Consider the following 18620-nt stretch of genomic DNA (forward strand, 5'->3'; position numbering starts at 1 on the left):
ATGAAAATCTTCAAGTCACTCCTCTGCGCCGCCGTGTGCGTGTCCGCTGCCTTCGCTGCCAACGCCCAGGTCCACCGCTGCACCGATGCCGCAGGCAAGACCTTCTACGCGGACGTCCCCTGCGCTGCAAACCAAACGGGCGCGCTGCTAGAACGTCCTAAAAGTGCCGACGAAATCACGCGGGAGCGCGCGCAGGCGGCAGGGGCCCTGGAGCGCAAACACCAGGATCGGGTGGCGGAACGCGATGAACAGGAGTTTCAGCGCCGCCAGCGTGCAGGGGAATCGTCGGTCGCACAGAATGGGACGTCGGTGTCCCCGGCCGACACCCCGGCCTGCCGCAGCGCACAGAAGGAACTGGAGTTCGTATCGAGCATCCGGACGCTCTCCCAGGACGAGAAACGCATGCGGACCAATGCGGCCATTGCGCAGGTCAATGCCAGTTGCGGTAGCAACACCCCGCTGATGCAGGAACCCCCGAAGATCATCACCACCCCGGTCCCGACGATCGCCAGTTGCAACGCGGGCTTTTGCTACGACACGGCAGGCGCGATCTATCGCAAATCCGGTCCGGACGTCCTCACCGGTCCCACCGGGCGAACCTGCAGCCGCGCCGGGATCGGATGGAACTGCCAATGACCTGAGCTCTGCTGGAGCGGTGGCTACCTGGTGCAGCGCATGCGCTGTCCATCATCCTGTGGCGGCGCTCGTCCTGATGCCTGCCGTTCGGCCGGGTGCAGTGGGCCAATCAATCCAGAATGGTGGCAGGTTGCGATCTGGCCTTTAAAGCCGTGGTGACACGCTTCACCGGTGAGGCGATGCCGTCCCCTACCATTGGCCAATGACCAGCTTCTCTTTGCCGTACGGTGCGCAGCTTGACCTCGATCAGATGCTCGAGCGCTCGGAACAGTTGCACGAGCACGTCTTCCAGCTTCTGGGGGAGCAGGGCTTCCATCGTGCTCCGCGCTCGCAGGTTGCGACGGGCATGTGCTTCGTGGCCTTGGAACATGCCGAGGGACTTCGCGCCCTCATGGAACTGGCGCTCGCCAGTTCGGCTGTCGCACTAATGCGGCTTGAGTTCGAAGCGCTGACGCGAGCGGCTTGGCTCCTCTACGCCGCTCCCGAGTCAGCGATTGCCAAGCTGCTGGCACCACTCAGCGTGGAGAGCGAAAAGGCCGCGAAGAACCTACCCAGCGTCAGTGAAATGATGGAGGAGCTGCGCAAGAGCATGGCGATCCCAGGCGAGGGGATTTCGGTGGGTGCCTATCAAATGCTCGCGCACTTCAAAGACATGACCTGGTCGGCCATGAACTCGTTCGTTCACGGCGGGCTGCATCCGCTGCGCCGCGTCGAGGAAGGGTTTCCATTGCCATTGGCCTTGCAGATCCTGCGCAATTCGAACGGCCTGGTCACCATGACCGGAATGCTATTGGCGGTCCTGACCGGCGATTCACTGATCGCCAGTGCGATGTCCCGAATCCAGCCCGACTTCGCCGACTGTCTGCCGGATCTAAAAAAGTGATGCCAATGTGCCTGATACCTTGGTGGACAGAGCAGTCGACACATTAGAGCGTGGCCAGGAAGAAGATGCCGCCAATCCCCGTGACACGCTTCATGACCGCTCCGCTGATCCGATGGTGGGCTGGCCGGGCAGTGATTCATAGCCATCGCCGCGGCCGCTCAGCCAGCGCAGTCTATGCTTGCCGGCCTCGGCCAAGTACGCCGCGGCGGCCAGCAGCAGCGGATGCCGCAGATTCGCATCCGTCATCGTCCGCGGGCGGCCATCCACCTCAATGTTCAGAAAATGCGCCTAATCGGCCTCGTCGTCGTAGCTGCGCGCCAGCAGCCGGTCGCGGCCGTCGCTGAAGCGGTAGAGAGTGTAGGCGTAGTAGTAGTAGCCGTCCGCCTCGTCGGGTTCGCTTTCGTCCACGTGGTGGGTAATGTCGACGTGCATCCTGGGTGGTTCCGCTAGCTCTCGGGCACGGACTGCCGGACGTCCTCGTCCTGAATCCAGGCCTTGATGGCGACCGTTACCCGCTGGCGGGTATCGACATCCGCCTTGCGACCCAGAAACGGCGACCGATTGCCCACCACCCCCGGCGCGGTCGACTGCACGCGCACGGCGAGCTGCGCGATGACATCACGCCCGAGCGCGCGGAATTGCGCAACTTCCTGGGCCGTCAGCACCATGGTCCACACGTAACCGACCGCACCATGGCTGCAGTCGACGTCGAGCAGCAGCGTGTCGCCGTCGCGCAGCAGGAACCACGCGTGCGGTTCGTGATCCACTACCTGCATGGCGTACCCTTGCACCGCCCGAGCACGCCGCCTTGCGCTCGGTCGCACCACGTTACCTGCATGACGGGACAGCGTATGCCGATTAGGTCGACGGCTGGTTCTTGCTGTACACGATCTTCTTTCTTCCTGCATCGCAAGTGCCGATGACCTTGCGTTCCTTGATGTCGGCGTTGTCGACGATCTCCAGCGTGTAGTTCTTGACGCCGAGGTGATCGAGTTTGTCGGTAAGCATGGCCTTCAATTCATCGCAATTTCTGCCGGCTGCCAGCGTTGGCGAGGAAACGAGGGCGAGCAACACGAGGGCGAGAGTGGATTTCATGATCGTACCGATGGTCGAGGAGAGGAGGGGTACTTGGGGATGGAAGGTTGGGCGCGTGCGAGGTTTAATCGCGAGGCTGTCTTGGTCGCCTGGCGGTTGCCGCCTGATCGGGACGATTCAGCGTGGAATGAGTGTAGCAAGTTGGGCATGGGGGCAAGGGCGCCAGCACCATCCTGCTTGATCGGTTGGCGCTCGGCGATGCGCCACGCGTAGGCGAGAGCGCACACGCGGGATGCTTGCATGTGTGAAGTCAGCGATCGACCCAGACGCCCGAGTCGTACATCAGCCGCATCCTAGACGTCGTTGACCCAGTTGACTAGGTCCGGATGTTTGGCCATTGCGTCCATCAGCACGGCAATCCAGTGATTTCGACCGTAGATATCTTTGCGATCATCAGCGCGTCCTTGCAAGAAGGTTCTGACCTCTGATCCACCCGCTTCAAGATGGATGCGGCAGTCTGAAAGGATCTCGGCGATTTCGTCGCTGCCGCGCTCTTCATATCGGTCAATCAGCTTGAGACGTGTGAAATGGGACTTGATCAGTAGCCAAAGCGCGTTGGGTATGCCGAGAGGTCGCTCCAGTGAGAAGGTTGCTCCCACGCCCTGCAGCACAGCGTTCTGATGCAACGTGACCAACACGAACTGCAGGTCTGGCAAGTTGTCGGAATAGGTGTGCAGATACTGGCGGCCACCTGCAGCACTCAACCAGTCCGCGTCCTTGATCGAATTGCAGGTTGCACAGCAAGGGACAAGGTTCAATGGATGCACAGCAAATTCTGGAAATTTCACTGCGGGCATGTAGTGGTCAAACGTCTTGGGCAAGGTTGTGCCACACATGGGGCAGTACTTGAGCAGGCGCTTAGATTGTGCGTTGTGGATCGCTTGTTTCAAGTCTTTCAGGGGCTGAGTTGGCGAGTCGTAGCATGCACGTAGCGGTGCACTAAGTTGGGCTGCCTGGGCATTGCTGACGAGCCCTGTCAGTGCGCCACTAGCGATGGCACGTGCATAGTCCTCGTAGCATGCCGCTATCACGGCATGGGAAGCGACCAGGGTCGTCCTGGTGGCCTTGTGTTTCTTATCGCGGATGGCAATGTAGCGAGCAAGATAGGTTGGTGCATCAGGTAGGGCGGTCAGGCTCCTCATGATTTTTCTCGTGCCTTCTTGCCATACATTGCCAGCAGGTAGGCCTGTGCGGAAAGGCTCAAGCCGCGAGGAAAGCGCGCCATTACCTCTTCTGCGGATTCCTCATCCGACAGGTCGCGAAGCGTGCGGCGGTAGACGCTCTTGACTTCATCGGTTTCGAAAACGTGCCTTGTCAGCTCGGTCACGCTTTCGCCGAAGCTCTCGAGCAACAGCGGCTCGGCGGTGGTTACGTTTCCAACGCGCTGGAAGACCAGCACTCGCTTGGCCGGAATCTCTTGTATGACGACTGGTGAATGCGTCGCCACCACGGCGTAGGAATTGAAGTCCTCCAATATGTCCGACATGATCAGGACGAGGTTGGCCACGGCATTCGGGTGGAGGTGCGTCTCGGGTTCATCGAACAACACCAATGAGTTTGGTTGAATCCAAGCGAGCAGGGCAGTAACGAAGTGGGCCAGGATTGACTGGCCGGAGCTGAGTAGAGACAAGGCATTGTCCTTGGTGGCGGCGCTTTGAATCTCCGCTTCGAGACTCGCAGTTAACTGCTCGTCGAGATCCCCAAGGACCGCTTTCATATAGCGTGTCCACTTGCTCTGTACACCACGATCCCGAATGCGCTGCAGGTTTCCCCGGTATGCCTGGATCAGTGAGGGGCGCGATAAGCCACCCTTTTCGTTGCGGATCCCGCAGTAGACGTAGCTGCTGGAATGATCTGGCTGAGGCCGTTTAAAGCGGTCAAAGGCACTGTAAGAGATGGCGATGATGCGGGTGAAAAGCGGGCGGCCTTTGGGGAATCGGTCTTCACGCGCACTCAGGGTTTCAGCGGAACTTCGGGCAATCTGCGCGAGGTCGGCGCCGAGGCTGGCTAGGAACTGTGTCTTACCCACCGCGTTGCGACCAATGATGCCAACGACTCGACCCGGCACGGGATCCAGGGAATTGAACGCAAACTTGGCCTCGACGTCGGCATCCGCTCCTTCGATCGTGCCGATGTATGTGAAATTGAGCTTCTCGGTTACCTCTTGTCCCGTCGCCCAGGCTTGACCGAATCGGCGCGCCCGGTGCGCGCCGTTCTCTCGCATCATCGCGTTGCGAAAGGCCGACGTGGGTTCGAAATCGGCGGCAAATGCCGGCAGAAATGCAATGTCGCGCAGCGCTCTAAGTACGTCGGCGGCACGTTTCCCCATCAGCTTGTGGAGACCTTTGTAGTACTCGTCGTCCTGACCAAGTGACACAAACCTCTCGTCAATGGTGCTGAATGAGGTTGGCAGCTTGGTGGTCTCTGCTACCTCGAAAGCCTCACCATCCGCGCTCGTGCGCTGCAGGACCTTGACCGATCCGAGACGGGTTTCTAGGCCCTTGGCGTCACGGTGGGTCAGATGAAACTGGACTCGATGACCGAAGTCATCCCACGCGTCCGTGCGCAGTACGAAAAGAGGCCGGGGCGCCGACGGAACGGAGGCGCCCTTAGACAGTACGACGAACGATAGCTCAGAAGCCAAACCATACCCCCTTCAGTCTTTGGAACAGCGTAATTGGTTTCGGCATCCAATCAGCTCGCCATCGGTAGTTTTTGTAGTGCGTTGTTGGGCAGTGTTCCCAAAAATCTTCTTGATGGGTGGGTTTGTAACCCAAGGAGAGCATCCAACATAGCCTCCTCCCTCCTCAAACGACATCTGCGAAAGTTAGGTGAGACCAGTTGAAGCGTGTACCAGCTTGTAGTGGCTGAGCGGTGTTTCAAAAATTTTTGCCAGCTATGGGTTAGCTGCTTACAAGCTACCGGCAGTGCTTCGGGACGGAATGTCAGCGCTCAAAGGTACTTCTTGAAGCTGCCCGCCGCGATGTCCACCGCCACCCCGAGCATCACCGCGCTGGGCAACAGGATCGCCACCGGATGCACGCTGACCGGCAAGGCCAGGTAGGTCACCCATGGCAGCACCGCCAGCGGCACCAGGCTGGCCCGCGCCCGGTGGTAGAGGAATCCCGATTCGCGCCCCGCACCGAAGCGCCGGATGTCGCGACGCACCAGCCCGTCCACCATCCCCACGAACGCGGCCAGTGCGAATAGTGGCAGGGTCAGGCAGAGCACCAGCAGCCGAATCAAGAACACCAACACCGTGTAGGCTGCCGCGATGAGGTAGCCCTCGGCGTGGGTGGATACCGTCGCCAGCACCTGCCGCAGGCTCCACGCGGGGCTGGACGCACCCGCACCCGCACGTGCTTGGCGCGACGCATCCTGCATCCACTCCAGCAGCCCGCTGCGCACGAACGCCCATTCGTAGGCGTGCTCCACCCATTGATGCGCCGTGCGCCCCGGCTCCTGCACCAGCGCGCTGCGCACGAAGTAGTCCGACAACTGGCCCAGCTCGTGGTCGAGCATGGCCTGCGCGTGGCGCCAGCCCTGGTCCGGCCAGAAAACGGCCATGCCGATGCACTCCACCGCGATGCACAGGAGTAGCGAACCGCACAGCACGCCGAAGCAGCGAAACGGCAGGGTGATGAGAGCGAGGATCAGTCCCTGCTGCCGCACCTGCTGGCGCTGTGCGGTGGCGGCGACGTCGCTCATGGCGCTCCAGCTCCAGCGTCTTCACTGCCGCTCGTCGCCGGTGTGAAGCCTGCGAGCAGGTCGTCGGGCAATGCGGCGTCCTGCGATGCCGGCGCGCCATGTCCATCCCACCACGCGCCCGCCTCGACGTAGTGTTGCCGCATGTGGCCCGCCAGTTCCTGCAGGTCGCGCGGCATTGCCTCATCGGGATCGGGCGCGGGCAGGGGCATGCGCACCTTCCAGAGGTTGCCGCCCTCCATGAGCGCGAAGGCCTGGCCCTTCGGCAACGCCACCACATGTGCAGGCTCGATCAGCGGCACGCTCGTGCTGGCGATGCGGTCCTGGGTGGTGGAGGTGAATGCCGTGCTACCCGTGGGATCAGAACTGTCGGTGGCGCCGCTCGTGACGGACGTTGCGAACACCTCCACCTTGGGCAACTGCCGGGTCAGCAGTTCGGCCGTGGCGGTCTCGCGCACCCGCAGCATGATGAGGTTGTTGAAATTGCCCACCACCTGGCCGGCCTTGGCGCGGTTGCCGATGCGTGCCTCGATGTCGGAGAGCGTTTGCGTGTAGGCGGTGACCTGGATGCCCGCACCACCACCCTTGTTGACCATCGGGATGAACTCGTCGCCCATCAACTCGTTGAACTCGTCCGCGTGCACGTTGATCGGGATCTTGGTGTTCGCAGATGTGCCCGGCAGTCCATCGTCCATGCCGAACTTGTACAGATGCCCCGCGACCGAAACGAGGTCGGAGAACATCGAATTGCCCACCGCAGCGGCGACTTCGGCATCGGACAGCGCGTCCAGGCCCACGTAGACCAGCGCACGTTTGCGGATGATCTGAAGCCAGTCGAAGATCGGCCGCGGATCGGACAGGTCCGAATAGTTCGGCGCCAGCAGTTGCGCGATCTTGCCCGTGGTGAGTTTTTCCAGCAGCGGCAGCAGGCTTGCCACGATCTTGTCGAAATACGTGCGGTCGTAGCGCACGGCGCTGCGCAGGCCGTCGAGTACCGGGTCGTAGGTCCGCACCTGGGACAGGTATTGCTCCAGCGCCACGACACGTTTTTCCCGACCGATCATGTTGCGCGGGATGTTCTTCTCGTTCAACTTCGCTTCGAGCTGGACGATGATTTCCCAGGCCTTCGGCTCGTTCCGGGCGAAGTAGTGCTGGGCATACTCGATGAACAGCGCATCGATGTTCACGACATGCCGCTGGATCAGCAGGTAGTCCGGGCGCTGCCCCAGTTCGACGAGCGCGCGGGCAATGATGTTCACGAACCGCCATGCAAATTCTCTGAAAGCGGCACTGTTGCCTTCGCCCGAGAGCTGTCCCGCGATGCGGGTCGCCACCTCGGAAATGCGCCCAAAACGCCCGATGGCGTTGTAGCGTGCCGAGATGTCAGGCCACCCCAGGTGGAACACGTAGAACTCGCCCTCGCGCCCGGCACGGCGCGCCTCCACGTACATGCGCTTGAGCAAATCCGCATCGCCCTTGGGGTCGAACACGATCACCACCTCGTGCTCGCCCGTGCTGCTGCGCCTGCGGATGTCCTGGGTGATGAACAGCTCGGCCAGCCGCGTCTTGCCGACGCGCGTGGTGCCTAGCACCAGCGTGTGGCCGACCCGCTCGCCCAGCGGTAAGGTCGCGTCGACCTCCTGCGGCTCGATGCCGTGCAGGCGGGGCATGCCGCCCACCGGCGGCAGCGGCCGGGCCGGATTGAGCGGATGGTCCCAGCCGGTGAACCGTGCCAGGTGTGGCCATGGCGGCGGTGCGAATTCCAGCCGCGCCTCGCAGCGCCGCGCGAGCTGGTAAATCCGCGTGGGTTCCACGTAGCGCCGGAACTCCGGGCGGTAGGTCTGCATCAGGCGGTGGGTGTGGCGCTGGTCCCAGCGGAAGCCCCGGCCCAGGAACAGGCGCTGCTGGCTGACTGGCACCTCCTTGCTCGCCATCACGTACCGGGGCAGGCGGCGGATGTTGCGGCGGTAGTGCAGGATGGCCCATGCCTGCCGAAGCCGCAGGGCGCCGAACGCGAGGAACGCCAGGGCGCTGGCAAGGCCGAGCAGGGGATTCAGCGCCAGCGACCATGGGGCCACCAGGCACACCAGCGCGGCGCCGGCGCAGACCGCCACGGTGTATAGCTCCACCGCGGGGCGCAGCAACACCTCCACCGCATGCGCCTGGGCCATGTCACTGCTCGATGCCCGTGGCCGTGACGAGTACGGGGTAGTGGCGCAGCCCCAGCCGCTGGGCCAGGTCGTCCCCGGAAGCGGGCGAGAGCGCCACGCCTGGCGCCAGCCGGCGCAGCGCGCCCAGCGCCTGCGGAGACGCCACGCTCACGACCAGCCCGGCGGCGTGCAGTTCTCGCAGGCGACCGAGCCGCTGCTGCAGCCATTCGCGCGATCGCGGATCGTCGCCGACGAGGAAGAACGGCGCCAGCCCCGGCGCCTGGAGCGGGCGGCGATCGACAGCCCCGGGCGTGAGCCAGCCCGAGCGCACCGGCAGCATGGCGGCTTCTCCTCGAGGACCGGTGGTTGCGCCGGGCAATGGCAGACGCTGGGGCGCATCCGCTGGCGCCCAAGAGCGCGCCGGCAGGCCCAGGTCATCGTAGTAGGGCTGTGCGGGAACCCCGCCGTGGTCCTCCACCACGATCAGCGCAGGGCGCGGCGTGGGCAGACTGGCCGGCGCCGTCGCGGCCCGGATCGCGCAGGGCAGCGTGCTGAGTGTGGCCAGCGCGAGCAGGCCGCCGGCAGCGTGGAATCGGTGGATGTTCATGGCGAGGGACCTCAATGGCCGTTCAATGCGGCGAGTGCTTGGGGGCTGCCCAGCACCCGGACCAGATGGCGGTGCACGCTGCCGCGGTAGCGCATGGCGGGCGCACCGCCGGCCGGTCGGTGGTAGCGGCCGATCGCCAGCAGCCAGTCTTCACCGGGCGTGTGCTGCTCGCGCAGGATCTCGGCCGCGATCGCGAGATTGCGGTAGGGATCGAGCAGGGCACACGGTTGCGCGACCCGCTGGCCGTGATAGCCGAGATTGACCTGGCCCAGCCCGACGTCGATCCGCTGTGCCGGCGTTCGACGCAACGCCTGGCGCAGCCCAAGGCACGCGTCGGCGCGCGTGGCATAGCGCTGCGAGGCTCCGGCCACGTTGAGCGTCCACGGCCATGGCACCTGCCGGCCTCGCAGCCGCGTTCCGCTTTCTTGCAAGGCCACCGCATACAGCACGGGCGAGGGCACGCCTGCCTGGGCCGCGGCGAGCTGATAGGCCGGCGGCGGCAGTTGCTGCGACCGCGCTTGGGTGTTACCGCACGCACCCAGCGCGAATGCCAGAGCCAGCCACCAAGGGGGGCATCGGCCCGTCATTGCCGCTGCCATTGGCCGCCGACCTCGCGCACCACCGCCGGCAGATCGCCCGGCAGGCCGAGCGACAGCCAGCGACCGCCGTCGTGGTTGAGCGTGATGGTGCGTGCGCGCACCCGTGCCGGATCGATGCCTGCCTGGGTGGCCCAGCGGCGGATGCGGTCGTCGTCACCGCGGCTGCCGACCACATAGACATCGAAGGCCGTACCGGCCGCCTGCAGTTGCAACGCCCGCTGGTTGCAGGGCGCGCAACCGTCCTTGACGAAGACCGCGATGCGTCCGGGCTCCGCGGCGCCGGGCATGCCGGCCTTGCCAGTGTCTGCCTGCATACCCTGCACGCCTTGCAGGCTCACGCGCTCCTGCCCGGGATGCAGGCGTTGCCAGGCCGCGTCGTAGGCGCGCTGGTAGCTCAGGGTCTTCTCGACCCGCCGTGCCTCTGCCTGCACCTGCAGCTCGGCATAGCGGCGGCGTTCCTGGTCGGAACGGGCCTCGATGCCCAGCGCGGTGAGCGGATCGAGACCCGGCGAGTAGGTGCCCAGCGGCCCCTGCATCAGCGCCCGGTAGCGCGACCACTCTTCGGCGCGCAGATTCCACTCGCGCGCCTGGCGTTCGTCGTCGCGCGCCTGGTCCAGCGGGCGGGACTCGCTCTGGCGGATGCGGGACTCGGCGCTGCCCGGTGCCTGGGCCAGCGCCTGGGCGTTCGCCGCCAGGGCCAAGGCCAGGCCCGCGATCACGAGGGCAGGGCGAGGATCGTCCATCTTGCGCCTACCGTGCGTGCACCGGCACGCGGCGCGTCTGGTCGCGAACCGTGAACAGCGCGGCGCCCGGCTCGATGCCGTCCAGCCGCCAGTCGCCTTCCTGATCGCCCGCCCGCAGCAGCCGGATCTGCGCGGGCGAGGAAGCACCCGGCGGGGCGATGGCGAGGAAGGGCACCCCGGCCCGCAGTTCCGTGCCGAGCACCGCGAAGGGTGGCGGCGCCGGCGTGGCATGTCGTGCTGCACCGCTTGCGGATGCACGTGTCGGTCGGGTGGCGGCCTGGCGTTCGGCCAGTTGCTTTTGCAGTGCGTCGATGCGCGCCGTCTGTGCGGTCACGTCGTCCGCGCGGGCCATGCTGGCCTGCGCCTGCTCGATGCGGGCGATGCGTTCGCCGATGGCCTGCTTCTCCGCTGAGAATGCCGATTCGGTGACTGGTGCGGGCTGGCGCCGGGCTTCATCGAGGGCCCCGCGCAGTTGCGCCACGCTGCTTGCCAGGCTCTGCATCTCCGCATCCCGATGGGCGTTGTGCGTCTCCTGTGCCAGACGAGACAGCCGCACGGTGTTGGTCACCGTGGCGACGCCCAAAAGGAGCACGGCGGCACCGACTGCCACCCAGGGCCAGCGCATGCGGGCGCGCCCGCTCGGCGGATGGGAAATCATGGGCGCTCCCTGTGGTGTCCGGTGGCGAGGTCCGCCAGCGGCGGCAACGTGCAGGTGCTGCCAGTGCCCTCGGCGGATGCTTCGGAGGCAAGGTGGAAGCACACCTGCCGGGATACGTCATCGACGTGGAGTCCCCAAGCGCTGCCAGCCATGGTCAGCAGTGCATCGCGCAACGTAAGTGGTCCCAGCTGCATATGCGCGGCGGGCAGCGGCTGGGCATACAGCTCCGATCTCGCTGCGCCGTCTGTGCACAAACGGTATCCCGAGTGCCGCAGCAGATACTGCAAGCCTTCGCCGACGGTGGTCTGGGGTGATGGCGGGAGCGTGATGTCGACGACCTGCAGGAGCAGGTCGCGTTGGGCTGACTGTGGCACCAGTTCCACCAGCGTATAGCGGCTCTGGCGAACCACTGGGATAGCGCGGGGGAGCGTCGTATCGGTCGCAGGCATCAGGGCCACTGGAGTAGCCGCTTTATCCTCCGTTGCGGTGACGGTGGCGCAACCGCCCAGCATGGCCAGGGTGAGTGCGCCAGCAACGGCCATGGCATGACTGCGGTCGAATTCGGACAGAGAGATCGCCTGCATTTGGAACATCTCGAACAACTGGGTTGTCGTGACGATCCATCTGATCGGCGCTCGCGTCAGTCATCAATCCGAAGTCCGCACCTGCGCTTTGATTGTGCTGCCTTCTCCAAGCCTGCGAGTTTCAAAAGCTGCGCGAGCAGCTCAGCGTGGGGTGGATTGGCGCAAGGCGATCACGCGAAACTGGCTCTGATTGCCATAGCGCGCGCCTTTCTTCTCTAGCTCGGCGCATAACCTATCTTCGCCGCAGGGCACGAGATTGGCGCGCGCAACACGATCCAGATAGTCGATTTCTGCCCGGCGCTGCGCCGCTTCCGCGATGACCGCCTTCGTGCTGTACGCAGCGTAGCCTGCGACGATCACACTCAGGACACCCGACAGCAGCAGTGCGATCGATGCGATCCACATGCGTCGCATGGTTGTGGTTTCCAAGGCGTGCTGCGCTTTCGCATAGCGCTGGGTGGCCTGCTGAAGCGTCTGCTCCGCGTTGCTCATCTTCTTGTTGAAGCGCTCCGCCGCCGGTTCCAGCGTCTGCGTCAATGCCTGCTGACTCAGTTGCGTCAGGCGGGGCAGCGCGGTCTCAACCACCCGAGCGACCCGCTGATCAGCGTTGTGGACGGCGGACTGCAGCAGCAGTAGCTGCTGCCGCACCAGATCTTCCAGCGCATGCTCTCGCCGCTGCAGCTGCCCGATCAGGGCCGCCATGGCCTGAATCGATTCTTTCATCGCGCGTTCCGATCCATTGTCTTCGGGCAGCGCTGGGGAGTTCTGCATGTCCATAGCGTTCTCTCGATGATTCAACTTGCTGCACGCGTGCCGGCTATCCACCACCACCGCCTCCACCTCCACCTCCACCTCCACCTCCACCTCCACCTCCACCACCGCCACCGCCGCCATCTCCGCCACCACCACCGTCACCCTGCGGACCTTGCATCGCCGGCCCGTTGGCGAACTGCGGCAGTGTCATTACCATCACCGGGCCACGGCTGGTCTGCACCTCTGTCGAGACGTCCATGTTCAGTGCCTGGCGCGTACTCGCCTGTTCCTGAGCTTCCTGCATCGCCTGGGCATCCAGAAATTCATGCCCTTGCTTGGCAAGGGCCTGGCTGTAGGGGCTGTTGGCGACCCGTTTCAAGGCCTGTTCGATCGCCAGTTCGTCCTTGCAGTCGATGGCGTACAGCAACTCGTCCACATCCGGATCGCCGGTGATGTTTTTACGCTGGGGCTGCGGCCGATCTTCCTGCTCGCCAGCGGCAAGAGGCTGTGGCGCGGTGTCTGCCGGCGGGGCGCGTGGTGGTCTCAGTCCAGAGGGGCCATCCGGATCGTACCCATCACGCAATTCCAACTCGGTAAAAGGCCGCTCACCACGGTCGACGCGCGCCTGCCGCGCGTCTGCAACGCGGTTTTCTGTTTCGAGTTCCTGTTCGAGTTGGATGCGCAGCTCACGCATGGAGCGCTCTATTTCCTCCCAGGAGTCCGGATCGGCGGGCACAGCGGCAGGACGGTCCTGCGCATCTGCCAGGGACGCCGAAAGCGGCTCGCGCGCATCGGACGCGTCCTCGGGGGCGTCGGTGGAGCGACCAGCGGTCGGCATTTCCAGCGATGTCCCTCTCGCTTGCGCGAGGTGTGCGGACACTGGCAACGCTGCCGGGGGATCTGGTGCTTCCAGTGCTTGTGGCGTGCGCTTCTGTTGATCGTCGCGCTGTTCTGCGGCGACCGGCATGGCGAGCGATGGAGCGGAAGGCGCAGTCGCAGGCTGGGCCAGATACGCGTCTGCCGGCTGCTCTGGCTGCTGCGCCGGTGCATCTTGCTGCGCACCCGAGGCTTGCGCCGTCATCGGCTGTTGGCCGCTGTGCAGGTCCGCAACCTGCTGCTGGACTTCCTGCGTGTGCTCTTCTTGCGTTTGTCGGCTTTGCGTCCGCTGCTGCGCTACGTCGGATGCATGTGCTTGCGCAGGCTCTGCCAGCTGCTCCTGGCGCCGTTGGGCCACGTCATCCGGGGTATACCGCTGTTCGGGCTGGCGCGGCGATGTGTCTTGTGAGTGGAGCGACGACGGCTCGCGAGAGACGGGCTCCTGTGCCGGCTCCTGTTCGCGTTGTGGAGTCGTTTGGGCGTGCGGCGGCTGTCGCTCGGGATGTTGCACCGTCTGCGCCTGCAGGCGTTCCTGCTGGCTCTGCTGGTCGTCCTGGGCCTGGCGTGTTTCCTGCTCGCGCTGGCGCGTCTCCTGGGCCTGTTGCTGCGCTTGTTCGCGCTGCTCAATCTCGTGCGCCTGCTGCTGGGCTCGTTCGCGTTGTTGGGCAGCCTGTGTCTGGCGTTCTTGCTGCTCCAGCTGTTGCGACTCTTGTTGGCGAAGCTCCTGCAATGCATGCGCCTGCAGCGCCTGAGCGTCCTGCGCTCGGTCTTCGTGCGAGGCCTGCTCCTGCAGCGTGTGCGCGCGTGCCTGCGCCAGCTGCTGGTCTTGCGCTTGCCGATCCTCCTGCTGCCGTTCCTGACGCTCCTGGGCGGCGCTGGCCGCCTGGCCCCGCGCCTGCACGTCGAGGGCATGCTGGTTGGAGGGGACGGCAGACGACGTGTCCGCATCTGCGGATCCGTCCGATGAGCGAGGCGCAGAGGCCAGCTGCTGTATCGGCAAGGCTGGGTTCTGCCGCGCCTGTACCTCCTGCAGTGCCTGGCGGATGTCCTCGGTGCTGGTGACTGCTGCAATGCGCTCTACACCATCAGGGCCGCGTTGCAGATGCGCAATCGGGCTATCGGCGCCAAAGGTGCCACCAGGGCCGCGCTGCAACTGCATCGCGCCATCGCCCGCAAGTCCCTCTGCCTCGCGGGTGCGTTGCGTCGCCAGCTCGATTGCTTCACGCCATGGCGGCTGCAACTCGGTGCCGACGATGCGATAGCGGTAGAGCGTCTGCTCGCCTTGTACGTCCTGCGGCGATTGCCTGATGGCGGCAATGGCCTGCGCCTGCTCGGCCAGTGCCGATTGCAGCATCGCGCGCGTGGCCTCCAGTTCCAGCACGCGGTTGCCATCGGGTGGGGCGCCGTTGCTTGTCCACTGGCCTTCGATGTTGCGGTAGTAGCGCTGGCCGTTTGAGGCGGTCAAGGCATCTGGATCCGGCAGCGCCTGCTGCACCGCTGGCGATATCGGCAGGCCATTGGCCGCCCAGCCGTTGCGGTGATGCGCCAGTTCGTAGCGCGCAGCGATCGCGCCCGGGCTGTTGGCGATGTTGCGGGCGATGGTGTCCTGCGCCTGCGCGTCCAGTTCGGCTTTGCGGTGCGGCAAGGCGGTTTCCTGCACGTAGCTGCCGCGATCATTGGCGCCAGCGATCTCGGCCTTGACCAGCCGATGCCACTGACCGTCCGTTGCATCGCGTCGCCAGTCGGCGCTGCTCAGGCTGGGACGGTCAGTGGCATTGGCCGGCTGGCGATACGGATCCTGCGGAGCGGGGGCATCCTTGAGGGCGAGCGCTGCAGCGGCATTGGTGGCCTGGTAATTGAGTTCGCGTGCCTTCTCGTAGCTGGCGACGATGGGGGTGGAGGTGGGGTTGTCTATCCCGTCATTGGTAGTGTCGGCCTTGCCCTCGCGCGCCCAGGCGGTGCCGTTGAACGACCACTGCGTGCCCTCGCGATCGGTCTGGGTGTAGATGGCGCGGTTGTCGAGCAACGCGGCGGCCTTCTCGCCAGCGGTACTCAAGAAATACGCATCGGCGGCGATCAGCACCATCGGCCCGGCGCCCGAGCTACCCAGCGCGTAGGCAGCGGCGGTACCGCCGGCCCAGCCACCGACGTTGCGGCCGGCAAAGTGCGCAAGCTCCGATTGCGCGGCGAGCGGGTTGTCCTGGCCGAGCAAGCGTGTGGCGCGCTGGCCGGTCATCACCGTGTCGGCGGCGGTGGCGAGCAGGCCGGCGGTGCGCAGTGCCTGGCCTGCAGATAGATCGCCGGCTAGCAGCTCGGCGTTGGCGAAGCCGCGTTGCGAGCGCGGGGCAACTGTGGAATGCGGATCCAACGCGGTGGAGCTGGATGCCATTGGCACCGTGCGTGGGGGCTGCGCTACGGCCGCGTTGCTGGCAAACGCTTGACTGACCTGATCGGTGCCCTGCGCTGAAAGCGTCAGGCGTCCACCTGCCTGCGCCTGCTCGACCGATTCCCCCAACAACTGTCGACCGATTGCCGCATCGCCTTTGACTGTCTTGAAGCCCGGTTGATCGATCGCGTGAAGACTGTGGATGAGATTGGGTTCGGACTTGAGTACCGCAGGCCAACGTGCTTCCGGACCCGTCAGCTTGATGGCTTCATCGATCTGCAGGCTGTGGGTTTGCTGGTAGGCGGGCAGCTTCTTGAAGAAATCTCGGTTGAACTGGTTGGCCTGCTCTACCGTCATTCCGATGGGCGTGTTGGTCAGCAGATCGTTGTTCACCATGGCCACTTTCAAAGTGGCGCAAAGCCTGTCCACGTCTTTGGCGACTCTCGTGGCCGCCCCACGATCGCCAGCCATTGCCGCTTGGCCATCAGAGCTCTTTTGGAGGAAATTCAGTTCTTGTCTCAGGCCCTGGGAATACTGTCCGAGAGGGCCGCCATTGTGAGGAGAGACGTCAAGCTGCAGCGCCAGTTGCTTGTCCGCCGGGAGGTTCAGCAGATTGGCGTCGCCATCCAGACTGAAAAGCCCCACATTGGAGAGCTTCTTGAGCAGAGCGCTGTCGCGGAATGCTTGCTGCTCAACAAGGTGGTGTCCCTGAAAAACCGGCTTGTCATTCTTGGCCACGGTCCGAAATTCCGAGTCGGCATATCACAGTGAGTGCAAGCCACTAGAAATCGGCGGCGTCCTTCCACCACAGGCCATCGGAGCTAGGTTTCACTCCAATTCCCGCGCTTCGTATCGCTTCATACATCGTGCGATCACAGATCACGCTGGATGGATCCTCTCCCATCCTGAAGACATGGGCATCCCCAATCAATTCCTGCTTGAAGAATAGCTTCGCTCCTCCCGAAAACGTAATCATCTCCACGTCTTGATTGGCAGCGTGATCCCGGGCGATTCGCGTTTGAAATTCAGAGCTGGATTTGTCCAGCGCAAAAATGGTCCGAACCACGTCGCACAGGTAATGCTGAGGGCCCTTCGAGCCGTCCGGCAATGTGTAATCGCAGGGGACGAATGCAAAGCCCTCGGCGTCCACTGACTCGAAAGCGCGCTTGAGCCGCTCCGAAACCAGCCAGTAACCACTGAATCCTCCTTCGAGATCTCGAGGGCGCCTTTTTGAATTGCGCTCGTGAGCCAGAACCGGCGTTTCCGCGAGCGTCGGAAATCCGCCTTCCACGGGCCGGATGATGAGGCGTGGAGGTGTCAGAAGGGCTTCTTCGTTGGAGATTTCAACATCGGTTCCAGGTCCGCCTCCGCGGATATCCGGATCGAGGAGGTAGAAGCGTCCCTTTTGAGAATTCTGATTGCTATTCATTGGGTCACTTCAATTGATTTTTGTGCCATTCGATGATTGGTGAAGACTTGTTGGAAGTGAAACATCAAAGCTGCAGTGTTAACCCATTCGACCAGCTTGCCACCAGCCAAGAGGAGCTTCACCACAATCAGGGTGGATCAGCAATTACTGTATCTTCAAGCCAGACACCCCAGCAATCTCGTAGTTTTCCGAAGCTACGTTCGGACAGAGCATCGCGCTACACGCGATCACAACGCACGAGTCGACTGTTGTATGGCGTTCTCACGCCCGGAGAGCCCGGGGCATGCCGGACACCTGGACTTCGATAGGATGCCAGTTCGGTTGATGGCGCGCAGTAGGGGAAGTCTGACCGCCTCGCTTGCGGCAAGCCAGTACCGTGATGTCGTTCTCGGCTATCAAGGAGACGCATCGCGGCGCGTACAGCGCCCGTGGTCTGGACACCAGGTGCTGAGGATATCGATCGTGTTCTTCTCCCTCAGAGCCCCGCCTGCGGCGACTCACTTGCAGTACGCCAGGGCCGTCACCCGGTACTTTTCGGTAAAGCTGCGGGGGCTGGGGTTTTCCGTGGCACCGACGCTGGCAAGGTTGAACCCGTTCGGGCAGTGCCTTCGGAGAGCGCTCTCGCAAGGAGGCGCGGTCGTCGCGTCGAACGTGTTGCCAGGCTCGTTGCAGGTGGCGAGGTAGCCGCCATCATCGCGGCTCTTGAACGAGCCCAGCCAACTGTCGAAGCGATGCATGCTTCTGTCCATCGAAGCGCAACCAGCCAAGGCCAGGATCAGTGCGATCAGGATTGCCCGAGCGACGAAGGATTGCGGCAGCATCTGCGTCCACCGTAAGGTTCCGAAAACTAGTGCGCGGCACGCAGCGCACACAATCAATGCTATGCCGTCACTCGACCTTGAGCGTGAAGTTGGCGTTAATCGACCAACTGCCGCCGCTGTTCTCGAAATTCAGTGCCGTCTGGAAGCTGCCCGCAGCCGGGGAGCTCCAGCTCGCGTTCCATGCCCCGTCCGTACTCCTGCTGATCGCGGCGCTGGCGCCGTTGGCGAACTTGAACTCGGTGCCGATGGAGTCATTGGAAAACGAGAACGACGCATCGCCCACGGTAACTTTGCCCGATCCGCTGAGTTCTCCCCCCGGGGCGAACGAGGCGCTCAACTCGAAGTTCTCCAGGCCAGTCCTGAACCCCACGCGGCCATCCATGGACGTGCCGTTGGTGGAGGCGGAGCCGAAGGCATTGCCTCGCTCGACATTCACCTCGGCGCCGCCGGTCTTCACCCGTCCGTTGAATCTGGTGGTGGAAATCTGCCCTTTGAAAGTCGCTCCGACGATGCGCCCGTTGTCCCTCCAGACATCCGCCTTGAACGGGATTTCATCGTCGGGAAGCGGTTGGCCGGGTGTCGGGGGACGTGCGTTCGGTGCTGCGTCCTGGTTGGACGTGGCTGCAAGAGTGCGGGAAGAGATCATGCTGTTCTCCGGGTCGTTCTACACGGTGCAAAGTGTCGGGCGTAGTTCA

The 18620-nt window shown here is 63.9% G+C and carries 18 protein-coding genes and 2 pseudogenes; 3 read left to right on the top strand and 17 right to left on the bottom strand.

The window, feature by feature from the left end:
- Together ABQZ00_RS08710 and ABQZ00_RS08715 are read left to right on the top strand one after the other, a co-directional pair.
- Window positions 1–636, top strand: a complete 636-nt coding sequence (locus ABQZ00_RS08710) for a DUF4124 domain-containing protein (protein WP_323537082.1) — start codon at window positions 1–3, stop codon at window positions 634–636.
- 202 nt (window positions 637–838) lie between these two features.
- Complete coding sequence (locus tag ABQZ00_RS08715) at window positions 839–1519, top strand: DUF6988 family protein (protein ID WP_323537081.1); 681 nt, start codon at window positions 839–841, stop codon at window positions 1517–1519.
- A gap of 90 nt (window positions 1520–1609) precedes the next feature.
- On the opposite strand, the pseudogene ABQZ00_RS08720 reads toward ABQZ00_RS08715, so the two are convergent.
- From ABQZ00_RS08720 to ABQZ00_RS08785, 14 genes and pseudogenes are all read right to left on the bottom strand, one after another.
- Window positions 1610–1951, bottom strand: a pseudogene (locus ABQZ00_RS08720) (hypothetical protein).
- Between the two features lie 14 nt (window positions 1952–1965).
- The gene (locus tag ABQZ00_RS08725) at window positions 1966–2295 is read right to left on the bottom strand and encodes a hypothetical protein (RefSeq protein ID WP_323537080.1); all 330 of its coding nucleotides are present in this window, start codon (window positions 2293–2295) and stop codon (window positions 1966–1968) included.
- A gap of 82 nt (window positions 2296–2377) precedes the next feature.
- Window positions 2378–2614 (bottom strand): DUF1161 domain-containing protein, encoded by a 237-nt coding sequence (locus ABQZ00_RS08730; RefSeq protein WP_323537079.1) that lies wholly within the window; start codon window positions 2612–2614, stop codon window positions 2378–2380.
- 293 nt (window positions 2615–2907) lie between these two features.
- Window positions 2908–3756, bottom strand: coding sequence for a hypothetical protein (locus ABQZ00_RS08735; protein ID WP_323537078.1), 849 nt, complete (start codon window positions 3754–3756; stop codon window positions 2908–2910).
- Complete coding sequence (locus ABQZ00_RS08740) at window positions 3753–5258, bottom strand: AAA family ATPase (RefSeq protein WP_323537077.1); 1506 nt, start codon at window positions 5256–5258, stop codon at window positions 3753–3755. The genes ABQZ00_RS08735 and ABQZ00_RS08740 overlap by 4 nt, the downstream gene beginning before the upstream one ends.
- A 308-nt stretch (window positions 5259–5566) precedes the next feature.
- A complete protein-coding gene (locus tag ABQZ00_RS08745; RefSeq protein WP_323537076.1) occupies window positions 5567–6322 on the bottom strand; it encodes a TIGR03747 family integrating conjugative element membrane protein in 756 nt (251 codons plus the stop codon).
- Entirely contained in the window at window positions 6319–8490 is a 2172-nt protein-coding gene (gene traD / locus ABQZ00_RS08750; protein WP_323537075.1) for a type IV conjugative transfer system coupling protein TraD, read from the bottom strand. Before traD ends, ABQZ00_RS08745 begins: the two co-directional genes overlap by 4 nt.
- 1 nt (window position 8491) lies before the next feature.
- Complete coding sequence (locus ABQZ00_RS08755; protein WP_323537074.1) at window positions 8492–9076, bottom strand: integrating conjugative element protein; 585 nt, start codon at window positions 9074–9076, stop codon at window positions 8492–8494.
- A gap of 11 nt (window positions 9077–9087) precedes the next feature.
- Window positions 9088–9663 carry a lysozyme family protein gene (locus tag ABQZ00_RS08760; protein ID WP_323537073.1) on the bottom strand — a complete coding sequence of 192 codons (576 nt, stop codon included), beginning with the start codon at window positions 9661–9663 and terminating at the stop codon, window positions 9088–9090.
- Window positions 9660–10418, bottom strand: a complete 759-nt coding sequence (locus tag ABQZ00_RS08765) for a TIGR03759 family integrating conjugative element protein (RefSeq protein WP_323537072.1) — start codon at window positions 10416–10418, stop codon at window positions 9660–9662. Before ABQZ00_RS08765 ends, ABQZ00_RS08760 begins: the two co-directional genes overlap by 4 nt.
- Window positions 10419–10425: 7 nt before the next feature.
- On the bottom strand, window positions 10426–11076 hold the full coding sequence (locus ABQZ00_RS08770) for a hypothetical protein (RefSeq protein WP_323537071.1): 651 nt from the start codon (window positions 11074–11076) through the stop codon (window positions 10426–10428).
- On the bottom strand, window positions 11073–11669 hold the full coding sequence (gene pilL2, locus ABQZ00_RS08775; protein ID WP_503064271.1) for a PFGI-1 class ICE element type IV pilus protein PilL2: 597 nt from the start codon (window positions 11667–11669) through the stop codon (window positions 11073–11075). Before pilL2 ends, ABQZ00_RS08770 begins: the two co-directional genes overlap by 4 nt.
- A gap of 132 nt (window positions 11670–11801) precedes the next feature.
- A complete protein-coding gene (locus tag ABQZ00_RS08780) occupies window positions 11802–12554 on the bottom strand; it encodes a hypothetical protein (protein ID WP_323537428.1) in 753 nt (250 codons plus the stop codon).
- A pseudogene (locus ABQZ00_RS08785) lies at window positions 12478–15633 on the bottom strand (hypothetical protein); the annotation flags it as partial. The gene ABQZ00_RS08780 and the pseudogene ABQZ00_RS08785, both read right to left, overlap by 77 nt.
- 555 nt (window positions 15634–16188) lie before the next feature.
- Here ABQZ00_RS08785 and ABQZ00_RS08790 point away from each other — a divergent pair.
- Window positions 16189–16446, top strand: coding sequence for a hypothetical protein (locus ABQZ00_RS08790; RefSeq protein ID WP_323537068.1), 258 nt, complete (start codon window positions 16189–16191; stop codon window positions 16444–16446).
- Between the two features lie 10 nt (window positions 16447–16456).
- On the opposite strand, the gene ABQZ00_RS08795 is transcribed toward ABQZ00_RS08790, so the two are convergent.
- The 3 genes from ABQZ00_RS08795 to ABQZ00_RS08805 all read right to left on the bottom strand — a co-directional run bounded on the left by ABQZ00_RS08795 (window position 16457) and on the right by ABQZ00_RS08805 (window position 18571).
- Entirely contained in the window at window positions 16457–17104 is a 648-nt protein-coding gene (locus ABQZ00_RS08795; protein ID WP_228316116.1) for a DUF1629 domain-containing protein, read from the bottom strand.
- A 497-nt stretch (window positions 17105–17601) separates the two neighbouring features.
- Window positions 17602–17925, bottom strand: a complete 324-nt coding sequence (locus ABQZ00_RS08800; RefSeq protein ID WP_228316117.1) for a hypothetical protein — start codon at window positions 17923–17925, stop codon at window positions 17602–17604.
- 67 nt (window positions 17926–17992) lie between these two features.
- A complete protein-coding gene (locus ABQZ00_RS08805) occupies window positions 17993–18571 on the bottom strand; it encodes a hypothetical protein (RefSeq protein ID WP_274342056.1) in 579 nt (192 codons plus the stop codon).
- Between the last annotated feature and the right edge of the window lie 49 nt (window positions 18572–18620).

The sequence above is a fragment of the Xanthomonas sp. WHRI 10204 genome (genome assembly GCF_040202875.1).
Taxonomy (GTDB): domain Bacteria; phylum Pseudomonadota; class Gammaproteobacteria; order Xanthomonadales; family Xanthomonadaceae; genus Xanthomonas.

What these genes read in the sequence shown, in the direction of transcription:
- ABQZ00_RS08710 (WP_323537082.1), top strand. Translation starts at nt 1, where the DNA reads ATGAAAATCTTCAAGTCACTCCTCTGCGCCGCCGTGTGCGTGTCCGCT.
- ABQZ00_RS08715 (WP_323537081.1), top strand. Translation starts at nt 839, where the DNA reads ATGACCAGCTTCTCTTTGCCGTACGGTGCGCAGCTTGACCTCGATCAG.
- ABQZ00_RS08725 (WP_323537080.1), bottom strand. Translation starts at nt 2,295, where the DNA reads ATGCAGGTAGTGGATCACGAACCGCACGCGTGGTTCCTGCTGCGCGAC.
- ABQZ00_RS08730 (WP_323537079.1), bottom strand. Translation starts at nt 2,614, where the DNA reads ATGAAATCCACTCTCGCCCTCGTGTTGCTCGCCCTCGTTTCCTCGCCA.
- ABQZ00_RS08735 (WP_323537078.1), bottom strand. Translation starts at nt 3,756, where the DNA reads ATGAGGAGCCTGACCGCCCTACCTGATGCACCAACCTATCTTGCTCGC.
- ABQZ00_RS08745 (WP_323537076.1), bottom strand. Translation starts at nt 6,322, where the DNA reads ATGAGCGACGTCGCCGCCACCGCACAGCGCCAGCAGGTGCGGCAGCAG.
- traD (WP_323537075.1), bottom strand. Translation starts at nt 8,490, where the DNA reads ATGGCCCAGGCGCATGCGGTGGAGGTGTTGCTGCGCCCCGCGGTGGAG.
- ABQZ00_RS08755 (WP_323537074.1), bottom strand. Translation starts at nt 9,076, where the DNA reads ATGAACATCCACCGATTCCACGCTGCCGGCGGCCTGCTCGCGCTGGCC.
- ABQZ00_RS08760 (WP_323537073.1), bottom strand. Translation starts at nt 9,663, where the DNA reads ATGACGGGCCGATGCCCCCCTTGGTGGCTGGCTCTGGCATTCGCGCTG.
- ABQZ00_RS08765 (WP_323537072.1), bottom strand. Translation starts at nt 10,418, where the DNA reads ATGGACGATCCTCGCCCTGCCCTCGTGATCGCGGGCCTGGCCTTGGCC.
- ABQZ00_RS08770 (WP_323537071.1), bottom strand. Translation starts at nt 11,076, where the DNA reads ATGATTTCCCATCCGCCGAGCGGGCGCGCCCGCATGCGCTGGCCCTGG.
- pilL2 (WP_503064271.1), bottom strand. Translation starts at nt 11,669, where the DNA reads ATGTTCCAAATGCAGGCGATCTCTCTGTCCGAATTCGACCGCAGTCAT.
- ABQZ00_RS08780 (WP_323537428.1), bottom strand. Translation starts at nt 12,554, where the DNA reads ATGGCGGCGGTGGCGGTGGTGGAGGTGGAGGTGGAGGTGGAGGTGGAG.
- ABQZ00_RS08795 (WP_228316116.1), bottom strand. Translation starts at nt 17,104, where the DNA reads ATGAATAGCAATCAGAATTCTCAAAAGGGACGCTTCTACCTCCTCGAT.
- ABQZ00_RS08800 (WP_228316117.1), bottom strand. Translation starts at nt 17,925, where the DNA reads ATGCTGCCGCAATCCTTCGTCGCTCGGGCAATCCTGATCGCACTGATC.
- ABQZ00_RS08805 (WP_274342056.1), bottom strand. Translation starts at nt 18,571, where the DNA reads ATGATCTCTTCCCGCACTCTTGCAGCCACGTCCAACCAGGACGCAGCA.